Source organism: Hymenobacter baengnokdamensis (genome assembly GCF_008728635.1).
Lineage (GTDB): Bacteria > Bacteroidota > Bacteroidia > Cytophagales > Hymenobacteraceae > Hymenobacter > Hymenobacter baengnokdamensis.
In genome coordinates this window covers 3,710,096-3,727,199 of the sequence record NZ_CP044285.1, presented here as the reverse complement: position 1 = coordinate 3,727,199, position 17,104 = coordinate 3,710,096, and the positions used below count along the sequence as shown (strand labels likewise).

The window sequence follows — 17,104 nt, the reverse complement described above, 5'->3', positions numbered from 1 at the left end:
TCTCTACTCATTGTTCACTGTCAATTGCTTATTATCCTTCGGCCCGCAACACCGCCAGCGGCGGCTGGTTCAGCACCGAGCGGCTATTGAGCCCGCCGATAAGCGCCGTGAGGCCGGCCACCAGGCCTACCAGCGCAGGCAGCCACAATAGGCTGCTGCTCACAAAGGGCGTTTCAAATACCCACACGGCCAATGCCCAGGCGGCCAGCCCGGCCAGCAGTACCCCGGCCAGCGCGGCCAAAAAGCCCAGCAGCGCATATTCGAGCACGGTGATGCGCAAAATCTGTCGGCGGCTGGCGCCCAGCGTGCGCAGCAGCACGCTTTCGCGGGTGCGCTGGTAACGGCTGATAAGCACCGAGCTGGCCAGCACCAGCAGCCCGGTAAGGATGCTGAAGCCCGCCATAAAGCGAATCACGAAGGAAATCTTGCTCAGAATCTCGTCCACCGTTTGCAGAATCAACCCCAGGTCGATGGCCGATACGTTGGGGAAGTCGCGCACCAGCGCCCGCTGGGCCAGGGCCAGCTGCTGATTGTTGTTGACGTGAGTTAGGATGACGTGAAACTGCGGCGCCTGTTCGAGCACGCCGGTGGGGAACACGACCAGGAAATTGGTCTGGACCCGCGCCCAATCGACCTCGCGGGTGCCGCCGACTACCACCGCCAGCGGCGCGCCCTGCACGTTAAAGGTCAGTGTATCGCCGAGCCTGAGCTTGACGCGCTGGAAGTAGTTGGCATCGACCGACACGCGGGGCAGGCCACCGGGCGTAGCCGCCGGCCGGGGCGGGGTGCCGGCTACCAGCTTCTCGCTGGCGCTCAGCGTATCGCGATACGTGACGCGGTACTCGCGGGTGAGGGCGAAGAGCGGTACGCCACTGGCCGTGTCTTTGCGCAGCTGCCCCACCGTGCGCCGGTTGATGGCCGCCAGGCGCATCGTGACGATGGGCACCCGCTGCATAACGGGAATATGCTGTTTGGCTAATAATTGCTCGACGCCTTGCTCTTGCTCGGTCTGGATATCAAACAGCACCAGGTTAGGCTGCCGGCCGCTCGCCGAGAGTTGCACCCGGCTCAGCAGCAGCGACTGCGTGAGGTAGAGCGTAGCCAGCAGAAACGTGCCCAGGCCCAACGAGATAATGAGCGTAACGGTCTGGTTCTGCGGCCGGAATAAATTGGCCAGGCCCTGCCGCGCTACGTAGCTCCAACCTGCCGGGAAGTAGCGCCGCAGCAGGTAGCGCAGGCCCAGGCCCAACCCGGCCAGCGCGCCCAGCGCCAGTAGCAGCCCGGCCGCAAAGCCCAGCGCCTGCTTCCACTCGCGGGTTTGGGCGTAGGCAAAACCCACGATAAACAGCCCCACCACGGCCAGTACCAGCCCGCGCAACGGGTCGGGCGTGGCGGTGTCTTCCTCAAATGAGGCGCGCAGCACCCGCAGCGGCGACACCCGCCGGATAGCCAGCAGCGGCAGCAGCGCAAACAGCACGGCCATGGCCAGGCCCGTCAGCAGCCCCAGGCCCACGGCGGCTGGCGATACCGCCACACTCACCGTAACGGGCAAAAAGCTGCCCAGCACCTGCGGCAGCACCAGCTGCACCACCGCCCCCAGCGCCGCCCCGATGATGGCGCCCAGCAGGCCCAACCCCGAGGTCTGGATTAAATAGATGAGCAGGGCCTGCCGCCCGCTGGCCCCCAGGCAGCGCAGCACGGCCACCGAGGCCAGCTTCTCCTGCACGTAGAGGTTTACGGCGCTGGCTACGCCCACGCAGCCCAGCAGCAGCGCTACGAAGGCTACCAGGCTCAGAAAGCGTGTGAGGTCCTGGAAGGCGCGGCCGGTACTTTGCTGGCGGCTGGCCACGGTGTCGGAGTCAATGTTGCTGGCTTCGAGCTTGCTTTCCAGGGGCTTAATGGTAGCGGCTACGTCCGTGCCGGGCGCAAACCGGTAGTAAGTGCGGTACTGCACCCGGCTACCGGGCCGGATAAGCCCGGTTTTATCCAGCAGGGCTTTGGGAATGAAGACCTTCGGCGCAACGGCGGCGCTGAAGCCGGTTTGCCCCGGTGTTTTCAGCACGCGCCCCACAATGGGCACGGTCAGGCTGCCTACCTTCACCGAGTCGCCCACGCGGGCATCGAACTGCGCCAGCAGCACGTCATCGACCAGTGCCCCCATGCTTTGGCCGGCTCTGAACTGCGCGCCTGCTGCCGCTGGCTGGGTTTCCCAGTCGCCGTAATACGGAAAGCCCGGGCCCAGCGCCCGCACCTGCGCCAGCCGCACGCCCTGCGTGCGCGGAAACGATACCAGCGAGGCGAAGGAGGCTTCGTCGCTGCGGGTTTGCCCCAGCTTTTGCAGGGCAGGCAGCAGCTTGGGGTCGAAGGGCTGGGTTGACGACAGCACCAAATCGGCCCCCAGCAGCTCGCGGGCCTGCTCGCGGATGCTGCGCGCCAGGTTATCGCCAAACGAATTGATGCCCACCAGCGCCGCGATGCCCAGCACAATGCTCGACATAAACAGCGCCAGGCGCGAGCGGCTCCGGCGCGAATCGCGCCACGCCATGGTAAATAACCAGTTGAAATTCATAGCAAAAAGTGACGCAGGCTTGGTAGCCCACGTATGGAACGAAAGGCCACGGACTACCGCGTCCGCGCTGCCTCGGCCTCTACCACTTTGCCGCCGCGCATGCGCATGATGCGCTGGGTTTTGGCGGCCAGCTCCAGGTCGTGCGTCACGAGCACCAGCGTGGTGCCGGCTTCTTTGTTCAAGTCGAACAGCAGCTCCACCACGTTGGCGCTCGTGTCGGGGTCGAGGTTGCCAGTGGGCTCGTCGGCAAATAAAATCTGCGGGCGGTTGGCAAAGGCCCGCGCCAGGCTCACGCGCTGCTGCTCGCCGCCCGAAAGCTGCGTGGGGTAGTGGTGGCCGCGCTCGCCCAGGCCCACCCGCTCCAGCAGGGCCTGCGCCTGGCGGGCCACGTTGCGCTCACCGCGCAGCTCCAGCGGCACCTGCACGTTTTCGAGGGCCGTGAGCGTGGGCAGCAGCTGAAAGTTCTGAAAAATAAAGCCGACGTGCTGGTTGCGCACCGCCGCCCGCTGGTCTTCACTCAGCTTATCGAGCTGAATGCCCTGCAGCCACACGCTGCCGCTGGTGGCGCGGTCGAGGCCCGCGCACAAACCCAGCAGTGTCGTTTTGCCGCTGCCCGACGGCCCCACGATGGCAAAGGTGTCGGCCGGCTGAAGGCTGAAGCTGACTTCGTGCAGCACCGTGAGCTGACGGCCGCCGCTGGTGTAGGTTTTGGTGAGATTTTCGACTTGAAGACTGGTCATGCAGGAAGTTTTTGACGGAAGGGCGCTGCCGCGGGCTTAATATAGTTAATTTACTATATTAAGCCCGCGTGCACTCTTTTAAAGTACAGTAACAAAGTAGAAAGCTTTTTGGGAAGAAAATCGTCTCCTTACTGGTTACGGCTATCTACGACGCGGGGCGGCGCGTTATACTTTTGCCCGATTTCGATTTTATTCTTATGAAGTATCTACCTGGAAGCGCGCTGCTGCTGGCCCTGCTGGCCGCTGGCTGCCATTCCGACACCACGGCCAGTAGCTCGGCAGCTCCTGCCGCTGCTGTTGCCCAAAAGCCGGCTGCTAAAGCACAGCAAACCATTCTGTTCTTTGGCGACAGCATCACGGCCGGCCTGGGCGTGGACCCCGAAGAAGCCTATCCGGCGCTCATTGAAAATAAGGTAGACTCGCTGCACCTGCCCTACGCAGTTGTAAACGCGGGCCTGAGTGGCGAAACCACGGCGGGCGGGCGCTCGCGCATCAACTGGGTGCTGAGCCGGCAGCCGGTGAGCGTGTTTGTGCTGGAGCTGGGCGGCAACGACGGCCTGCGTGGCCTGCCGCTTAGCGATACCCGCCGCAATCTGCAAGCCATCATCGACACCGTGCGCCAGCAGGCGCCGCACGCTAAAATCGTGCTGGCCGGCATGCAGATTCCGCCCAATATGGGCCCGGCCTACGCTGCCGACTTCAAAAAGCTCTATGCCGAAACGGCCACCAAAAACCACCTCATTCTGATACCCTTCCTGCTCGAAGGCGTGGGCGGCATTGCCCGCCTCAACCAGCGCGATGGCATTCACCCCACCCCCGAAGGCCACCGCCTGGTAGCCCGCACCGTGTGGCGCACCGTGCAGCCGCTTCTGTAAATGACTGCTCCCCTTATTCAAACCGAGCGGCTGCTCCTGCGAGGGCATTACGCTACCGACCTGGCCCCTTTTCTGGCTATGTGGCAGCAGCCGGCTTTTTACCGGTACCTGGGCGGTCAGCCACTGCCGAAAGAGGAGGTATGGTTCCGGATGCTGCGCCACGGCGGCCTCTGGCCGCTGGTGGGCTACGGCTACTGGGCCGTGGAAGAAAAAGCTACTGGCGACTTTATCGGGGCAGTTGGCTTCGGGGAGTGGCAGCGCGTCATCACGCCTTCGCTCAATAACTATCCGGAAATAGGCTGGGTGCTGGCTCCGCACACCCACGGGCAGGGCTACGCCACCGAGGCCGCGCGGGCCGCTCTGGCCTGGGCCGATGCGCACCTCACCCAGCCGCGCACCGTGTGTCTTATCGCCGTCGATAATCTGCCGTCGCTGCATCTGGCGGCCAAATGTGGCTACCAGGAGTTCAGCCGCGCGCCCTACAAAGGACAGGCGGCCGTGCTGTTGGAGCGGTTTGTAGCTAAACCGGCGTTGCAATAGAGTAGCGCCGTTTCCAAATCCGTGTTCAGGGCGGGCTGCCAGCCAAGCTATACCCGAACCTGGAACCGCACTATATTACCCGCAACGCATCCACATTCACCTCATCGCGCAGCAGGTCGAGGTTGCGGTAGGAGAGGGGCCGGCCGGCGTCGGTGCTCAGGCCAGCGGGGGCGCCGAGTTGCGCTACGTCGAGAATGAGCTGGGTAAACTTGCGCTCGCCCAGGTATACGGCTACCGGGCGGGCGTGGTGGCGGGCCTGATAGCCGGCCAGCGCCTGGTCTATTTCGAGTAGTACATGGCTCATAAGATAGTGCGTACGAAGGATAAGCGAGAGCGAAAAATAGGAACAAACCCAGACATGTGCAAACCGACCCGGTAGCAGCAGCGCACTTAATTGCCGTCCGTCCCGACCTTTACCGCTCCTTATGACCATTCCCTCCGCCCTGGCCGCCCGGCCCATTGGTATTTTCGATTCTGGTATCGGCGGGCTCACCGTGGCCCGCGCCGTGGCCCGGCGCCTGCCCGCCGAGCGCCTTATCTATTTTGGCGATACGGCCCATTTGCCCTACGGCGAAAAAAGCACCGCTGCCATTCAGGCCTACGCCGTCAAAATCTGCGATGTGCTGCTGCGCCAGCAGTGCAAGCTCATTCTTATCGCCTGCAACTCGGCCTCGGCGGCCGCCTACGAGCTGGTGCGCGAGTACGTGGGCTCCAAAGCGCTGGTAGTGGGGATGATAGACCCCGTGGTGGAGTACGTGGGCCAGCACTACGCCGGCCGGCCGGTGGGCCTTATCGGCACCAAGCAAACGGTGGGCTCCAATATCTACCGCAAGAAAATCGACCAGCTCGACCTGGCCGTGGACCTGCATGCGCTGGCCACGCCGCTGCTCGTGCCCATGATTGAGGAAGGTTTTTTCAACGGCCGGGTCTCGGAAGAAATCATCAGCGCCTACCTCGACCATCCTACGCTACTGGGCATTGATGCGCTGCTGCTGGCCTGTACGCACTTTCCGCTCATCAAGCCCCAGATGGAAGCCCACTACCAGGGCCGCGTAGCCGTGCTCGACCCGTCCGACGTGGTAGCGGCCACCGTGGCCGAGGCGCTGGCATCCAGGAGCTTGCTCGCCGCGCCGGTTGAGGCGGCGCCAGCGCATCATTTCTACGTGTCCGATTTCACGCGCTCGTTTGAGGAAAGCACCCGGCTCTTTTTCGGGCAGCAGGTGCAGCTGGAGCATTATCCGCTGTGGGAGTAGCCGGTTTTCAGCCAGGCAGCGACACCGTGAAGGGGGAGCCTACACCAGGCTGACTCCGGCCGGCAAATACTGCCGCCGGCTTTTTCTACTATCTACTAGCAACTGATACATAGAGAAGCTATTTAGGAAGTCGAGTTGGGCGGTATCGCCGGCAGCCCGCTTTGGTCCCGACTTCCGAAGACGCTTCACCAACAAAAAAGCCTCTGTCCATATTGGGCAAAGGCTTTGGGAAAAAGAAAAAAAACTACTTGTTGCTGCTTTTTATACCGAGAAGCTTTCGCCGCAGCCACACGAGCGCGAGGCATTGGGGTTATGAAACTGGAAGCCCTTGCCGTTCAGGCCATCCGAGAAGTCCAGCTCGGTGCCAGCCAAATAGAGAAAGCTCTTCATATCGACTACCACACGCACGCCTTTGTCTTCAAACTCCTGGTCCATGGGCCGGGTTTCGTTGTCAAAATCCAGCTTGTAGCTCAGGCCTGAGCAGCCGCCGCCGGCCACCGAGGCCCGCAGGCGATAAGTAGCATCGAGCTGCGAGTCGCGCATCAGATGCTCTACTTTTTCCTTGGCTTTGTCCGAAACGGTTATCATGGCGGTTTCTGATTGCTTGTTGCTGGTTCTTTAACAAAGATACTACCCGGAAAGATTCTAAATAGAAGGCCAGCGAGGTAAAAAAAGAGGGGAGGAGCCTGGAAGGGTTAGCTCCCAAACTCTTCCCTCTTCTTGCTGTACTAGTACGCGTCAGACTAGTGGTGGGCTTTTTCCAGCTCCAGGGCGGGCATACCGTTTTTCACGCGGTAGTCGTTGATGGCCATTTTAATGGCATCTTCGGCCAGTACCGAGCAGTGGATTTTTACGGGCGGCAGCGCCAGCTCTTCCACAATCTCCATGTTGTCGATGGCCAGGGCCTCGTCAACCGTCTTGCCTTTCAGCCATTCCGTAGCCAGGCTCGACGAGGCGATGGCCGAGCCGCAACCGAAGGTTTTGAATTTGGCATCGGTGATGGTGTTGGTGGCTTCGTCCACCTCAATTTGCAGGCGCATTACGTCGCCGCACTCGGGGGCGCCAACCAGACCGGTACCTACCGATTTCTTGCTTTTGTCCAGCGTGCCCACGTTGCGCGGGTTGCTGTAGTGGTCGATTACCTTATCGGAGTAAGCCATGATTTTTTCAGTTAATAGTTATCAGTGCATCGTGAGCAGTTGGTCGGTGAGCTGGCAGAAGAAAACTGTTCATTGCTCACTGTTAACTGTTCATTGAATTAATGTTCTGCCCACTCAATGGTGCTGAGGTCAACGCCTTCTTTGTGCATCTCCCAGAGCGGCGACATGTCGCGGAGCTTGGTTACGGCCTCCTTTACGTGGTTGATGGCGTAGTCGATTTGCTCCTGGGTGGTAAAGCGGCTCAGGCCGAAGCGCAGGCTGCTGTGGGCCAGGTCGTCGCTCAGGCCCAGGGCCTTCAGCACGTAGCTGGGCTCCAGCGAGGCCGAGGTGCAGGCCGAGCCAGAGGATACCGCCAGGTCTTTCACGCCCATCATCAGGCCTTCGCCCTCCACGTACTTGAAGCTGATGTTGGTCACGTGCGGCAGGCGATGCTCGCGGCTGCCGTTTACGTAGCTTTCTTCCAGCGTCAGCAGCTCGGTTTCGAGCTGGTCGCGCAGCTTGCTCAGGCGCTCCGCATCGGCCGCCATTTCGAGGCGGGCCAGCTCACAGGCTTTGCCGAAGCCCACGATGCCGGGCACGTTGAGCGTACCCGAGCGCATGCCGCGCTCGTGGCCACCGCCGTCCATCTGGGCGGTCACTTTCACGCGCGGGTTTTTGCGGCGCACGTAGAGCGCACCCACGCCCTTGGGGCCGTACATCTTGTGGGCCGTGAAGGCCATCAGGTCGATGCCGTCGGCCTGCACGTCGACCGGAATTTTGCCCACGGCCTGGGTGCCGTCGCTCATAAAGAGCGCGCCGTGCTTGTGGGCGATGGCGGCAATCTCGCGGATAGGCTGCACCGTGCCGGTCTCGTTATTGCCGTACATGATGGTCACCAGGATGGTCTGGGGCGTCATAGCAGCTTCCAGCTCTTCGAGGCTAATTAATCCCTGCTCATTCACGGGCAGGTAGGTCACCTTGCCGCCCAGCTTCTCGATGTGCTTGCAGGTATCGAGCACGGCTTTGTGCTCGGTCGTGGTCGTGATAACGTGATTGCCGCGCTGGGCATACATCTCAAACACGCCCTTGATGCCCAGGTTGTCGCTCTCGGTGGCGCCGCTGGTGAAGATAATCTCCTTGGGGTCGCAGTTGATGAGCTGCGCGATTTGCTCGCGGGCATAGTCCACGCCTTCCTCAGCGGCCCAACCAAAGGGGTGGTTGCGCGAAGCCGCATTGCCGAATACGTCGGTCAGGTAGGGCATCATGGCCTCCAGCACGCGCGGGTCGAGCGGCGTAGTGGCGTTGTTGTCCAGATAGATAGGTAGCTTAAGCATGGCGCTGGGCTGGATGTTGCTAGTAAAGGCTAAAGTTAGGCGTTGACTGCGTTTGAAACAGAATTTTGGCCTAAACAGTTTTTTGAATCCACAAAAATAGCTGGAATCTGTCTAAAAACCGCGCAACTGCTCCGCCCGGCCGCGCCGGCCGGGTAGCTTTGTGCGCCGGGCCTGCCGCCCGCCTCCCCGTTATGCTTACCAACCTCGAACATCTGGGCCTGGCCGTGCGCGACCTGGCCGCCGCCACCGACCTCTACACGCGCCTGCTGGGCCAGCCGCCTTACAAAACCGAGCACGTGGCCAGCGAGGCCGTAGACACGGTTTTCTTTCAAATCGGCGGTTCCAAAATCGAGCTGCTGGCCGGCACTAGTCCCGACAGCGCCATCACCAAATTTCTGGAGAAAAAGCCCGAAGGCATTCACCACGTGGCCTTCGAGGTCGATGACATTGAGGCCGAGATGGCCCGGCTGCGGGCCGAAGGATTTGTCTTGTTAACTGAAACCCCTAAGCTGGGAGCCGACAACAAGCTGGTGTGCTTCGTACACCCCAAGAGCGCGGGTGGGGTGCTGGTAGAGCTGTGTCAGGAAAACAGAAAGTAATATAGTATTTATTATATAATATGAATTCGAATTTCTTTCGCCAGGAAGTAGATACGGCCGTTGATGTACTACTCACGCAGCAGGTTATCCTGTATCCGACCGATACGGTCTGGGGCCTGGGCTGCGACGCCGAGGTGCCGCGCGCGGTCGAAAAGCTCTACAAGCTGAAAGGCCGTGAAGCCGGCAAGCCCAGCATCGTGCTAGTGGCCGACCTGGCCATGCTGCGCCGCTACGTGATGGAGGTGCCCGCCGGGCTCGAAGCGGCATTGGCCGACCAGGCCCGCCCCACCACCTACATCCTGCCCGCCAGCCGCGCTCTGGCTCCGGGACTGGTAGCGCCCGACGGCACCGTGGGCCTGCGCGTGGTGCAGGACGAGTTTTGCCACAAGGTGGTGCGCCGCCTGGGCCACGGGCTGGTATCGACCTCGGCCAATAAAGCGGGCGAGCCGACGCCGGCGGTTTACAGCGAAGTCGACCCGGCCATCGTGCGCGGGGTCGACCATGTGGTGAGCTGGCGGCAAGACGACCAGACCCGCGTAGCGCCTTCGCGGGTGGTGCGCCTGGGGGCCGACGGGCAGCTGGAAGTGGTGCGCGGGTAGTGCGCTGAAAAAGCCAAGCCCTTCGGGGAAAAGCGCTTCCGCGTTAGCGACCGCCTAAAAGCCCGTGCCCTGCACGTTCTGCGTGATGATAGACTTACCACTCGTCACGTTGATAACCCAGTTACTCATTACCACCCCGGTAGCATTCTGCATAACCAGGCCGGTCTGGGCCGAAATGGTGAGGTTGGATAGCGTCAGGTTCTGAATAGGCAGGGTAGTGAGGCCAACCAGGCTACCGGCATTTTTGGCGCCGGTTACGGTCAGGTGGTCGATGGTCATGCCGCTTACGCTCGGAATATCGGCCGGGTAGCTGTTGTTCGGATTTAGCGCGTAAGCCATATTAATCACGAGCGGATTCGTAACGCCCGTCATGCTAATATTGCTATAGTTTACATTTTGTATCAGGCCGCCCAGGCCGGGCTCCGACTTGATGCGGATGCCGTTGGTAGTGCCCGTAAACGTACAGTTGCTAACCGTCAGGTTTTTAACCCCCGACGAGGTCTCGCTGCCAATCGAGAGGCCGTGGCCGTGCAGGAAAGTGCAGCCCGTAACCGTCAGGTTCTGACAGGCATCTACCAGCGCCCCGTTCACGCGGCCGCTCTTGATGGCGATGCAGTCGTCGCCGGTATCGATGGTGCAGTTGGTAATACTGACCTGGTTGCAGTTGGCCGGGTCAATACCGTCGGTATTGGGCGAATTTGACGGGGCAATAATCTTCAGCTTGCTGATAACCACGTTCTGGCACTGGCTGGGCACCAGGTGAAAGGAAGGCGAGTTGGTAAGCGTCAGCCCGGAAACAGTCAGGTTCTGGCAGGAGGTAATGTAAATAAGCCGCGGCCGGACCAGCGCGCTGTTGGCCTGAAACGCCGCCCACCAGGGGGCGCCGTTGCCATCGATAGTGCCCGCGCCGGTAAGCGTTACATCGTGAATCGCCCCACCCGGCCCATTTATGAGATTCACCACCTTGCCATTGACCGTAAAGTCGGGCATGTTGGGGCTGGCCAGCAGGGTAGCCAGCGTGTCGAGCCGCAGCGTAACGGAGCTTTTCATGTATATCGGCCCAATCATATACGTGCCCTTGCGCAGCACCAGCGTGCCGCCGCCGGCCGCCGAGCACGAGTCGATAGCCTTTTGCAAAGGCAGGGCCTGATTGGTTGTGCCATCGGCCAGCAGCTTGAGGTAGGTAAGGTGTGGGTCAACCGGCGGCGTTACCGTAGTGGTTGGCGGCACCGAAGGCGAAGGCGTCGCGTCCTTTTTGGCGCAGCCCGCTAGCCCAAGCAGCAGAACCAGCGCCAAGCTAAGAGAACGGGGAAGCGAGTAATTCATGGTTGAAATTAACTGGCAGTAAAAGACTTTTGCATGAAGAGGCTCGGGCAAATTCGGCAACAGTTTCGTTGAAGAAGTGAGGGAATGGCCGCCTGGGTATTGGCAAATCTCTTGCCTGATGCTGAGTATTTTCGGTAGTGCATGGCTGCGCCTGCCAGGCTGCCGATTGCTGTGCCAGGCTGGTAGGGCTGCTGTACGAACCGCCGCCGCCGCCGAACTTTGCGCCCATGACCACGCCCACGCTGCCCGACCTGCCCATCTTCCGCACCATTGCCGACGCGGCCCACGAGCTGGGCCAGCCCGCCTACGTTATTGGCGGCTACGTGCGCGATTTGGCTTTGCGGCGCAGTAGCAAGGACATCGACGTGGTGACGGTGGGCGACGGCATCCGGCTGGCCCAGGCCGTGGGGCGCCGGCTGCCGGGCCGGGGCCGCGTCACGGTGTTTAAGAACTTCGGCACGGCCATGCTGCCCACCGAGGAAGCCGGCGAAATCGAGTTTGTGGGTGCCCGCAAGGAAAGCTACCGCGCCGAAAGCCGCAAGCCCGAAGTGGAAGCCGGCACCCTGGAAGACGACCTGGCCCGCCGCGACTTTACCATTAATGCGCTGGGTTTGAGCCTGAACGCCGATGATTTTGGCGCGCTCGTGGACCGCTACGACGGCCTGAAAGACCTGGCGGCCAAAACCATCCGTACGCCGCTGGGGCCGGATATTACGTTCAGCGATGACCCGCTGCGGATGCTGCGGGCCATTCGCTTCGCCTCGCAGCTCAACTTCGATATTGAGCCCGATACCTACGACGCCATTGCCCGCAATAAGGAGCGGATTAAAATCGTGTCGCAGGAGCGCATTACGCTAGAGCTGAATAAAATCGTGGAGTCGCCGGTGCCGAGCTACGGCTTTAAGCTGCTGTTTCAGACCGGGCTTTTGCAGCTCATCTTTCCGAAGATGGCTCTGCTGCACGGCGTGGAAAAAGTGGGAGCCCACGCCCATAAGGACAATTTTTACCACACCCTGCAGGTGCTCGACAACGTGGCCGCCGCCGGCGGCGACCTGTGGCTGCGCTGGGCCGCCATTCTGCACGACATCGCCAAGCCCGCCACCAAGCGCTACGACCCCAAGGTGGGCTGGACTTTCCACGGCCACGAGGACAAGGGCGCGCGCTGGGTACCGCAGATATTTACCGACCTCAAGCTGCCGCTGGGCGAGGAGATGCGCCAGGTGCAGAAGCTGGTGCGCCTGCACCTGCGGCCTATCGTGCTGAGCAAAGCTGTCGTAACTGACTCGGCCGTAAGGCGTTTGCTCTTTGAAGCCGGCGATGACATCGACCGCCTCATGCTGCTGTGCCGGGCCGACATCACCAGCAAAGACCACCAGCGCAAGGCTCGCTACCTCCAGAACTTCGACACGGTAGAGGAAAAGCTGCGCGAAATCGAGGCCAAAGACCACCTGCGCAACTTCAAGCCCGTTATCTCCGGCGAGGTCATCATGGAAACCTTCGGCCTCAAGCCCTCGCGCCAGGTGGGTGAGCTGAAGGAAGCCGTGCTCGAAGCCATTCTGGAAGGCGAAGTGCCCAACGAGTGGGAACCCGCCTACGCGCTGCTGCTGAAGCGCGGCGCGGCGCTGGGTTTGGCGGCGACCACCGTGCTGGCCGCCGCACCGACCCCGGCCCAGTAGCTACCCTGCTATCCTGGCTCCGGGTCGGGCCGTATAGGAGCTGCATATGTCCGTTTCTTCGCCTCCTGCGGCTTCCACCGCTACTCCCGCCGCCCCGCTGGGCCGTCCGCGCCTGGGCTGGCGGCGCGAGGTGCTGGTGGCCCTGCTGCCCACCGTCACGGTGCTGGTGCTGCTGTGGCTGCTCAGGCTGCTCAGCAACCAGCAGCTGCTCTTTGCCTCACTGGCCAGTAGCTGCTTCCTGATTTACCTCGACCCCAGCCACCCGGCTAATAGTGCGCGTACCCTGGTTATCAGCCAGCTAGGTGCGGCAGTGCTGGGCTACGGGCTGCATGCCTGGCTGGGGCCGGGCTACCTGAGCGCGGCGCTGGCGCTGGTCGGCATTATCGTCGTAATGCTACTGACCAACACCATGCACCCGCCGGCCGTAGGCACGGCCCTCAACTTTGCCTTCCGGGCGGGTGCGGGCGAGGGGAGCCTGGCTTTATTTGGGCTGGCTGTGGGGCTGGTACTGGTGCTGCTGGCCGTGCAGCGCGGCTCGGCGTACCTGGTGCGGCGCTTCACGATGGCCCCTTAATTTCGCTTGCTATGCTGCTCCTTATCGAAGCCCCCGCCACGTTGTTTACGCGCACCGAAGAAGGCGTGGTTGCCGGGGTGCAGTGGCTCAAGCTGGGCGTGGAGGTGGTAGGCGCGCTCATCATTGCGCTGGGCATCGTTACGGCGGGCGGGCTGCTGGTGCGGGCCCTGCTGGCCCGCCGCACGGCCGACTTCACGGCCATTCGGCTTACGCTGGCCCGCTACCTGGCCATGGCGCTGGAGTTTCAGCTTGGGGCCGACATCCTGAGCACGGCCATTGCCCCAAGCTGGGAGCAGATTGGCAAGCTCGGGGCTATCGCCGTTATCCGCACGGCGCTCAACTTCTTTCTCTCAAAAGAAATGGAAGATGAGCGCAAGCAGAGTAGTGACGAGCAAACGGTGGTAACGCGCTCGCGGCCCGACACGCCGGCCCGCAATCAGTAAGAAAGGCGCTACTGAGCCAGCCGTGCCCGCGCCTGCGCCACGTCCTCGGGCGTGTCAATCCCGAAGGCGTCCAGCTCCGTGACGGCAGTTTGAATCTGAAAGCCGGCTTCGAGCCAGCGCAGCTGTTCCAGGCTTTCGGCCAACTCCAGGGGCGAGGGCGGTAGCTGGGTGAGTTGGCGCAGCACGTCGGGCCGGTAGGCATACAGGCCCAGGTGGCGGTAGTAGCGGTGGTGGGCCAGCCACTCGGCGGCCGCGTGCTGGCGCTGGTAGGGCAGGGGATGTCGGCTGAAATACAGCGCATTACCGCGCTGGGCGGTGACTACTTTGGGTAAATGAGGACTGAATAATTCCTCCTCCGTGAGCACGGGCTTGATGAGCGTGGCGATGGCCGGCGGGGGGCTTTGGCCAAACAGCGCGACCAGCGCCTGAATCTGGGCCGGGTGAATAAACGGCTCATCGCCCTGAATATTAACAATGCACGATATTTCAGCCGGACTACCTAGCTGCTCAAAGGCCTCCCACACCCGGTCGGTACCGCTCGGGTGGTCGGCGCGCGTGAGCACGGCCTCGCCCCCAAAGCTGCGCACGTGGTCCAGAATGCGGGCATCGTCGGTGGCTACTACCACCCGCGCCAGGCCCGCCAGCCGGGCCTGCGCTACTACCCGCTGAATCATAGTTTGGCCCCCCAGGTCTAGCAGGGGCTTGCCGGGCAGGCGCGTAGAAGCGTAGCGGGCCGGGATGATGCCGAGGGCAGCAGACATACGTTAACAGTGAGCGGTAAATAATGAGCAGGAAATACCGGCGGGAGCGCCGCAAAGCGTGGATTGGAAATCACTTCCAGCCCCGAAGCTAGTGCTGCCCGGCCGCCAGGTGTTTACTTTGCTTACCGCCGGCCTTGGCCGGGGCCGGCCCAAGGCCGGTTTTGGTACACCTTTAGCTTTGCTTCTGCGCATGAGTCTGCTTGCTTCATTTCTGATACTTAATTCGCTGCATGGCCCACTGGCCACCCTACCGCCCGGCCACGCGCTGCCGGCCGACTCCATTGGCCAGGAAATGCGCGGCGGCCAGCGCTTCGTGCGCCACCGCATTACGCAGGGCGAAACCATGTTTGCCCTGAGCCGCCGCTACCACGTAACGGTCGACCAGATTACGGCCGCCAATCCGCAGCTTAAGGCAGGCCTGGGCATTGGTGAAGTAGTGCTTATTCCGCGGCCGGGTGGGGCCAGCGCAAAAGTGGCTGCTGTGACAGCCCGGCCAGCGGCTGTACCCGCCCGCTATACCGTGGCTAAGGGCGAAACGCTGTTTGGCATTGCCCGTCGCTTTAGCCTGTCGCCCACCGAGCTGATGCAGCTCAACCACCTGCCCGCCGGCTCCACGGTGCGCGTGGGGCAAGAGCTGCTATTGCGCGCCGCCGAAGATGGCGCGGCGGTCCCGGCTACTGCGCCGATAGTAGCCCGTGCGCCCGCGCCCGAGTCGGCCGCCCCCAAGATTAACCCCGCCAGGGAGGCCCAGATTGCCACCGTGACGCCCGCCACGCCCGCCGAAAAAAAGGAGGAAGCTGCCGAGGCCAAAGGTCCCACGCACGCCAGTGAGCTGGTGGCCCGCAAAACCGATGTCGGTATTGCCGCCGTTATTGGCAATAGCGGTACCGACAAATACCTGGCCCTGCACAAAACGGCCCCCGTGGGCACCATCATGCAGGTGAAGAACCAGATGAACGGGCAGTCGGTGTACGTGCGCGTTATTGGCCCGCTGCCCGATACCGGCGAGAACGAGAACATCCTGGTGCGCCTCTCGCCCCGCGCCGTGCAGAAGCTCGGCACCACCGATGCCAAGTTTCGGGTCGAAACCAGCTACGTGCCGTAGGGCTGAATATCCTTTTATGTAGAACGTCCTGCGGAGCTTTTGCAAGTTTCGCAGGACGTTTTATTTCATTCTTCCGCACGAAAAATGCCTACGCTAAACCTGGAGGAGCTACGCGCCTTGCTCGACGAGCGGGCTGACCGCTACAACCAGCCTGCCTTTCTGCTGAAAGACCCCATCAGTATTCCGCACCGCTTCACGCGCTTGCAGGATATTGAAATTAGCGGGCTTTTCGCCGCGCTGCTCGCCTGGGGCCAGCGCCCGACTATTCTGAAGAAGACGGCGGAGCTGCTGCAGCGCATGGACAATGCGCCCTACCAGTTCATTACCCAGCACCACGACGAAGACCTGAAAAAGCTGCTCCGCTTCTGCCACCGCACCTTCTGCGATACTGACCTGCTGTACTTCGTGCACTGGCTGCGCTGGTTTTACGAAGGCCACACTTCGCTGGAAGATGCTTTTTTGCACGGCACCACCATGCGCGAGCGGCTGATTAGCTTCCACGACCTGTTTTTTAGCCTGCCCGATGCGCCGGCCCGCACCCGCAAGCACGTGGCCACGCCGGCCCGCAACTCGGCCTGCAAGCGCCTCAATATGTACCTGCGCTGGCTCGTGCGCCACGACGAGAAGGGCGTCGATTTTGGCCGCTGGACGCGCCTCTCACCCAGCGAATTAATCTGCCCCATCGACGTGCACGTCGAGCGCCAGGCGCGAATGCTGGGCCTGCTAAAGCGCGATAAGGTAGACTGGCAAGCCGCCGAGGAGCTGACCGCTAACCTGCGCCTGCTCGACCCCAACGACCCGGTGAAGTACGATTTTGCGCTGTTTGGGGAGGGGGTAGGAGAGTAGTTTATCTATATTTGTGTGATGAGCAGCACTCCAGCCGCATTCAAGCTACAGCTTTTCGACCCGGCCAGAGGTGCCAGTTTAGTAGTTATTCCATTGCTTGGCATCTTTGCCCTGTTCGGAATTGCCTTTGGGGGGATAGCAACCGGAATGATAACCGGCCCTTGGTTGGCGGGAGCCTACATGGTTGCAGTGCTTGGCGGCGGAGGCTGGCTAGGATACCGAGCTTATAAAAAGCTGGTTATTGTATCGGCTAAGGTACTTCTATCAGACACAGCAGTACAGGTGGTTGACCAAGATAGAGAATTACTGGTAATTCCTTACGATACTATCCGCGCTTATCGCTACCAAAGTTTTAATGATGCGGAAGAGCTGCGTATAACCTTGACGAACAACGAGCGGCTGAAAATCCGGTCGAATAGCAAGCTGACTAAAGTTGGCGATTTTGCTGGTATGGTAGCCGCATTCGCAACCAAGCTTACTCAACAGCAGGAAGAAGGTGTGATACCGGTGGTTACACGGGAAAAAAGCTTTTTTGAGAAAAGTATTTCTACTTGGCTACTCGTGGCAATGACTGTGCTGATAGGCATGGTCACCTTTGATTTGCTTACCGGTACCCATACTAAGCGACCAGGTAGTTTGTTAATGGTGTATAGTAATTATTTGATTTATTTGGGAGCGTGGCTTGCAGCTAGCGCTCGGCGCAAAATAACTTCTTAGGAAACAGG

General features: G+C 61.3%; 19 protein-coding genes. 11 read left to right on the top strand and 8 right to left on the bottom strand.

The annotated features are described in order from the left end of the window. Positions 1 to 31 precede the first annotated feature (31 nt). Both F6X24_RS16010 and F6X24_RS16005 read right to left on the bottom strand, forming a co-directional pair. Positions 32 to 2,569: an ABC transporter permease gene (locus F6X24_RS16010; protein ID WP_229725160.1), complete on the bottom strand. Its 2,538-nt coding sequence runs from the start codon at positions 2,567 to 2,569 to the stop codon at positions 32 to 34. Positions 2,570 to 2,622: 53 nt separating this feature from the next. Further along, positions 2,623 to 3,309, bottom strand: a complete 687-nt coding sequence (locus F6X24_RS16005; RefSeq protein WP_151088973.1) for an ABC transporter ATP-binding protein — start codon at positions 3,307 to 3,309, stop codon at positions 2,623 to 2,625. 197 nt (positions 3,310 to 3,506) lie between these two features. On the opposite strand from F6X24_RS16005, the gene F6X24_RS16000 reads away from it, so the two are divergent. Next, entirely contained in the window at positions 3,507 to 4,184 is a 678-nt protein-coding gene (locus F6X24_RS16000) for an arylesterase (RefSeq protein ID WP_151088972.1), read from the top strand. Beyond that, entirely contained in the window at positions 4,185 to 4,724 is a 540-nt protein-coding gene (locus F6X24_RS15995; protein ID WP_151088971.1) for a GNAT family N-acetyltransferase, read from the top strand. A 70-nt stretch (positions 4,725 to 4,794) separates the two neighbouring features. On the opposite strand, the gene F6X24_RS15990 is transcribed toward F6X24_RS15995, so the two are convergent. Then, complete coding sequence (locus F6X24_RS15990) at positions 4,795 to 5,028, bottom strand: hypothetical protein (protein WP_151088970.1); 234 nt, start codon at positions 5,026 to 5,028, stop codon at positions 4,795 to 4,797. Between the two features lie 121 nt (positions 5,029 to 5,149). Between F6X24_RS15990 and murI the strand changes: the two genes are divergently transcribed. Then, positions 5,150 to 5,977: a glutamate racemase gene (gene murI / locus F6X24_RS15985; protein WP_151088969.1), complete on the top strand. Its 828-nt coding sequence runs from the start codon at positions 5,150 to 5,152 to the stop codon at positions 5,975 to 5,977. Positions 5,978 to 6,238: 261 nt separating this feature from the next. Here murI and F6X24_RS15980 read toward each other — a convergent pair whose 3' ends face one another. From F6X24_RS15980 to F6X24_RS15970, 3 genes are all read right to left on the bottom strand, one after another. Further along, the gene (locus F6X24_RS15980; RefSeq protein WP_068335803.1) at positions 6,239 to 6,565 is read right to left on the bottom strand and encodes a HesB/IscA family protein; all 327 of its coding nucleotides are present in this window, start codon (positions 6,563 to 6,565) and stop codon (positions 6,239 to 6,241) included. 155 nt (positions 6,566 to 6,720) lie between these two features. Next, entirely contained in the window at positions 6,721 to 7,137 is a 417-nt protein-coding gene (gene iscU / locus F6X24_RS15975) for a Fe-S cluster assembly scaffold IscU (protein WP_151088968.1), read from the bottom strand. Between the two features lie 98 nt (positions 7,138 to 7,235). Continuing rightward, positions 7,236 to 8,450, bottom strand: a complete 1,215-nt coding sequence (locus tag F6X24_RS15970) for an IscS subfamily cysteine desulfurase (RefSeq protein WP_151088967.1) — start codon at positions 8,448 to 8,450, stop codon at positions 7,236 to 7,238. A 191-nt stretch (positions 8,451 to 8,641) separates the two neighbouring features. On the opposite strand from F6X24_RS15970, the gene mce reads away from it, so the two are divergent. After that, positions 8,642 to 9,049, top strand: coding sequence for a methylmalonyl-CoA epimerase (mce, locus tag F6X24_RS15965; protein WP_151088966.1), 408 nt, complete (start codon positions 8,642 to 8,644; stop codon positions 9,047 to 9,049). A 20-nt stretch (positions 9,050 to 9,069) separates the two neighbouring features. Beyond that, entirely contained in the window at positions 9,070 to 9,648 is a 579-nt protein-coding gene (locus tag F6X24_RS15960; RefSeq protein WP_151088965.1) for an L-threonylcarbamoyladenylate synthase, read from the top strand. A 54-nt stretch (positions 9,649 to 9,702) separates the two neighbouring features. Here the strand turns inward: F6X24_RS15960 and F6X24_RS15955 are convergent, their stop codons facing one another. Then, positions 9,703 to 10,974: a glycoside hydrolase family 28 protein gene (locus tag F6X24_RS15955; protein WP_229725158.1), complete on the bottom strand. Its 1,272-nt coding sequence runs from the start codon at positions 10,972 to 10,974 to the stop codon at positions 9,703 to 9,705. Between the two features lie 227 nt (positions 10,975 to 11,201). Between F6X24_RS15955 and F6X24_RS15950 the strand changes: the two genes are divergently transcribed. Genes F6X24_RS15950 through F6X24_RS15940 form a run of 3 tightly spaced genes read left to right on the top strand, consistent with a single transcriptional unit; the run spans position 11,202 to position 13,667 of the window. Beyond that, positions 11,202 to 12,650, top strand: a complete 1,449-nt coding sequence (locus F6X24_RS15950; RefSeq protein ID WP_151088964.1) for a CCA tRNA nucleotidyltransferase — start codon at positions 11,202 to 11,204, stop codon at positions 12,648 to 12,650. A gap of 46 nt (positions 12,651 to 12,696) precedes the next feature. Further along, positions 12,697 to 13,224 (top strand): HPP family protein, encoded by a 528-nt coding sequence (locus F6X24_RS15945; protein WP_151088963.1) that lies wholly within the window; start codon positions 12,697 to 12,699, stop codon positions 13,222 to 13,224. An 11-nt stretch (positions 13,225 to 13,235) separates the two neighbouring features. Beyond that, positions 13,236 to 13,667, top strand: coding sequence for a DUF1622 domain-containing protein (locus tag F6X24_RS15940; RefSeq protein WP_151088962.1), 432 nt, complete (start codon positions 13,236 to 13,238; stop codon positions 13,665 to 13,667). A gap of 8 nt (positions 13,668 to 13,675) precedes the next feature. On the opposite strand, the gene kdsB is transcribed toward F6X24_RS15940, so the two are convergent. Next, positions 13,676 to 14,428 carry a 3-deoxy-manno-octulosonate cytidylyltransferase gene (kdsB, locus tag F6X24_RS15935; RefSeq protein WP_151088961.1) on the bottom strand — a complete coding sequence of 251 codons (753 nt, stop codon included), beginning with the start codon at positions 14,426 to 14,428 and terminating at the stop codon, positions 13,676 to 13,678. A 190-nt stretch (positions 14,429 to 14,618) separates the two neighbouring features. Between kdsB and F6X24_RS15930 the strand changes: the two genes are divergently transcribed. The 3 genes from F6X24_RS15930 (at position 14,619) to F6X24_RS15920 (ending at position 17,096) form a co-directional block, all read left to right on the top strand. After that, on the top strand, positions 14,619 to 15,533 hold the full coding sequence (locus tag F6X24_RS15930) for a LysM peptidoglycan-binding domain-containing protein (RefSeq protein ID WP_151088960.1): 915 nt from the start codon (positions 14,619 to 14,621) through the stop codon (positions 15,531 to 15,533). An 84-nt stretch (positions 15,534 to 15,617) separates the two neighbouring features. Continuing rightward, entirely contained in the window at positions 15,618 to 16,379 is a 762-nt protein-coding gene (locus F6X24_RS15925) for a TIGR02757 family protein (RefSeq protein ID WP_151088959.1), read from the top strand. A 15-nt stretch (positions 16,380 to 16,394) separates the two neighbouring features. After that, on the top strand, positions 16,395 to 17,096 hold the full coding sequence (locus F6X24_RS15920; protein WP_151088958.1) for a hypothetical protein: 702 nt from the start codon (positions 16,395 to 16,397) through the stop codon (positions 17,094 to 17,096). Positions 17,097 to 17,104 lie beyond the last annotated feature (8 nt).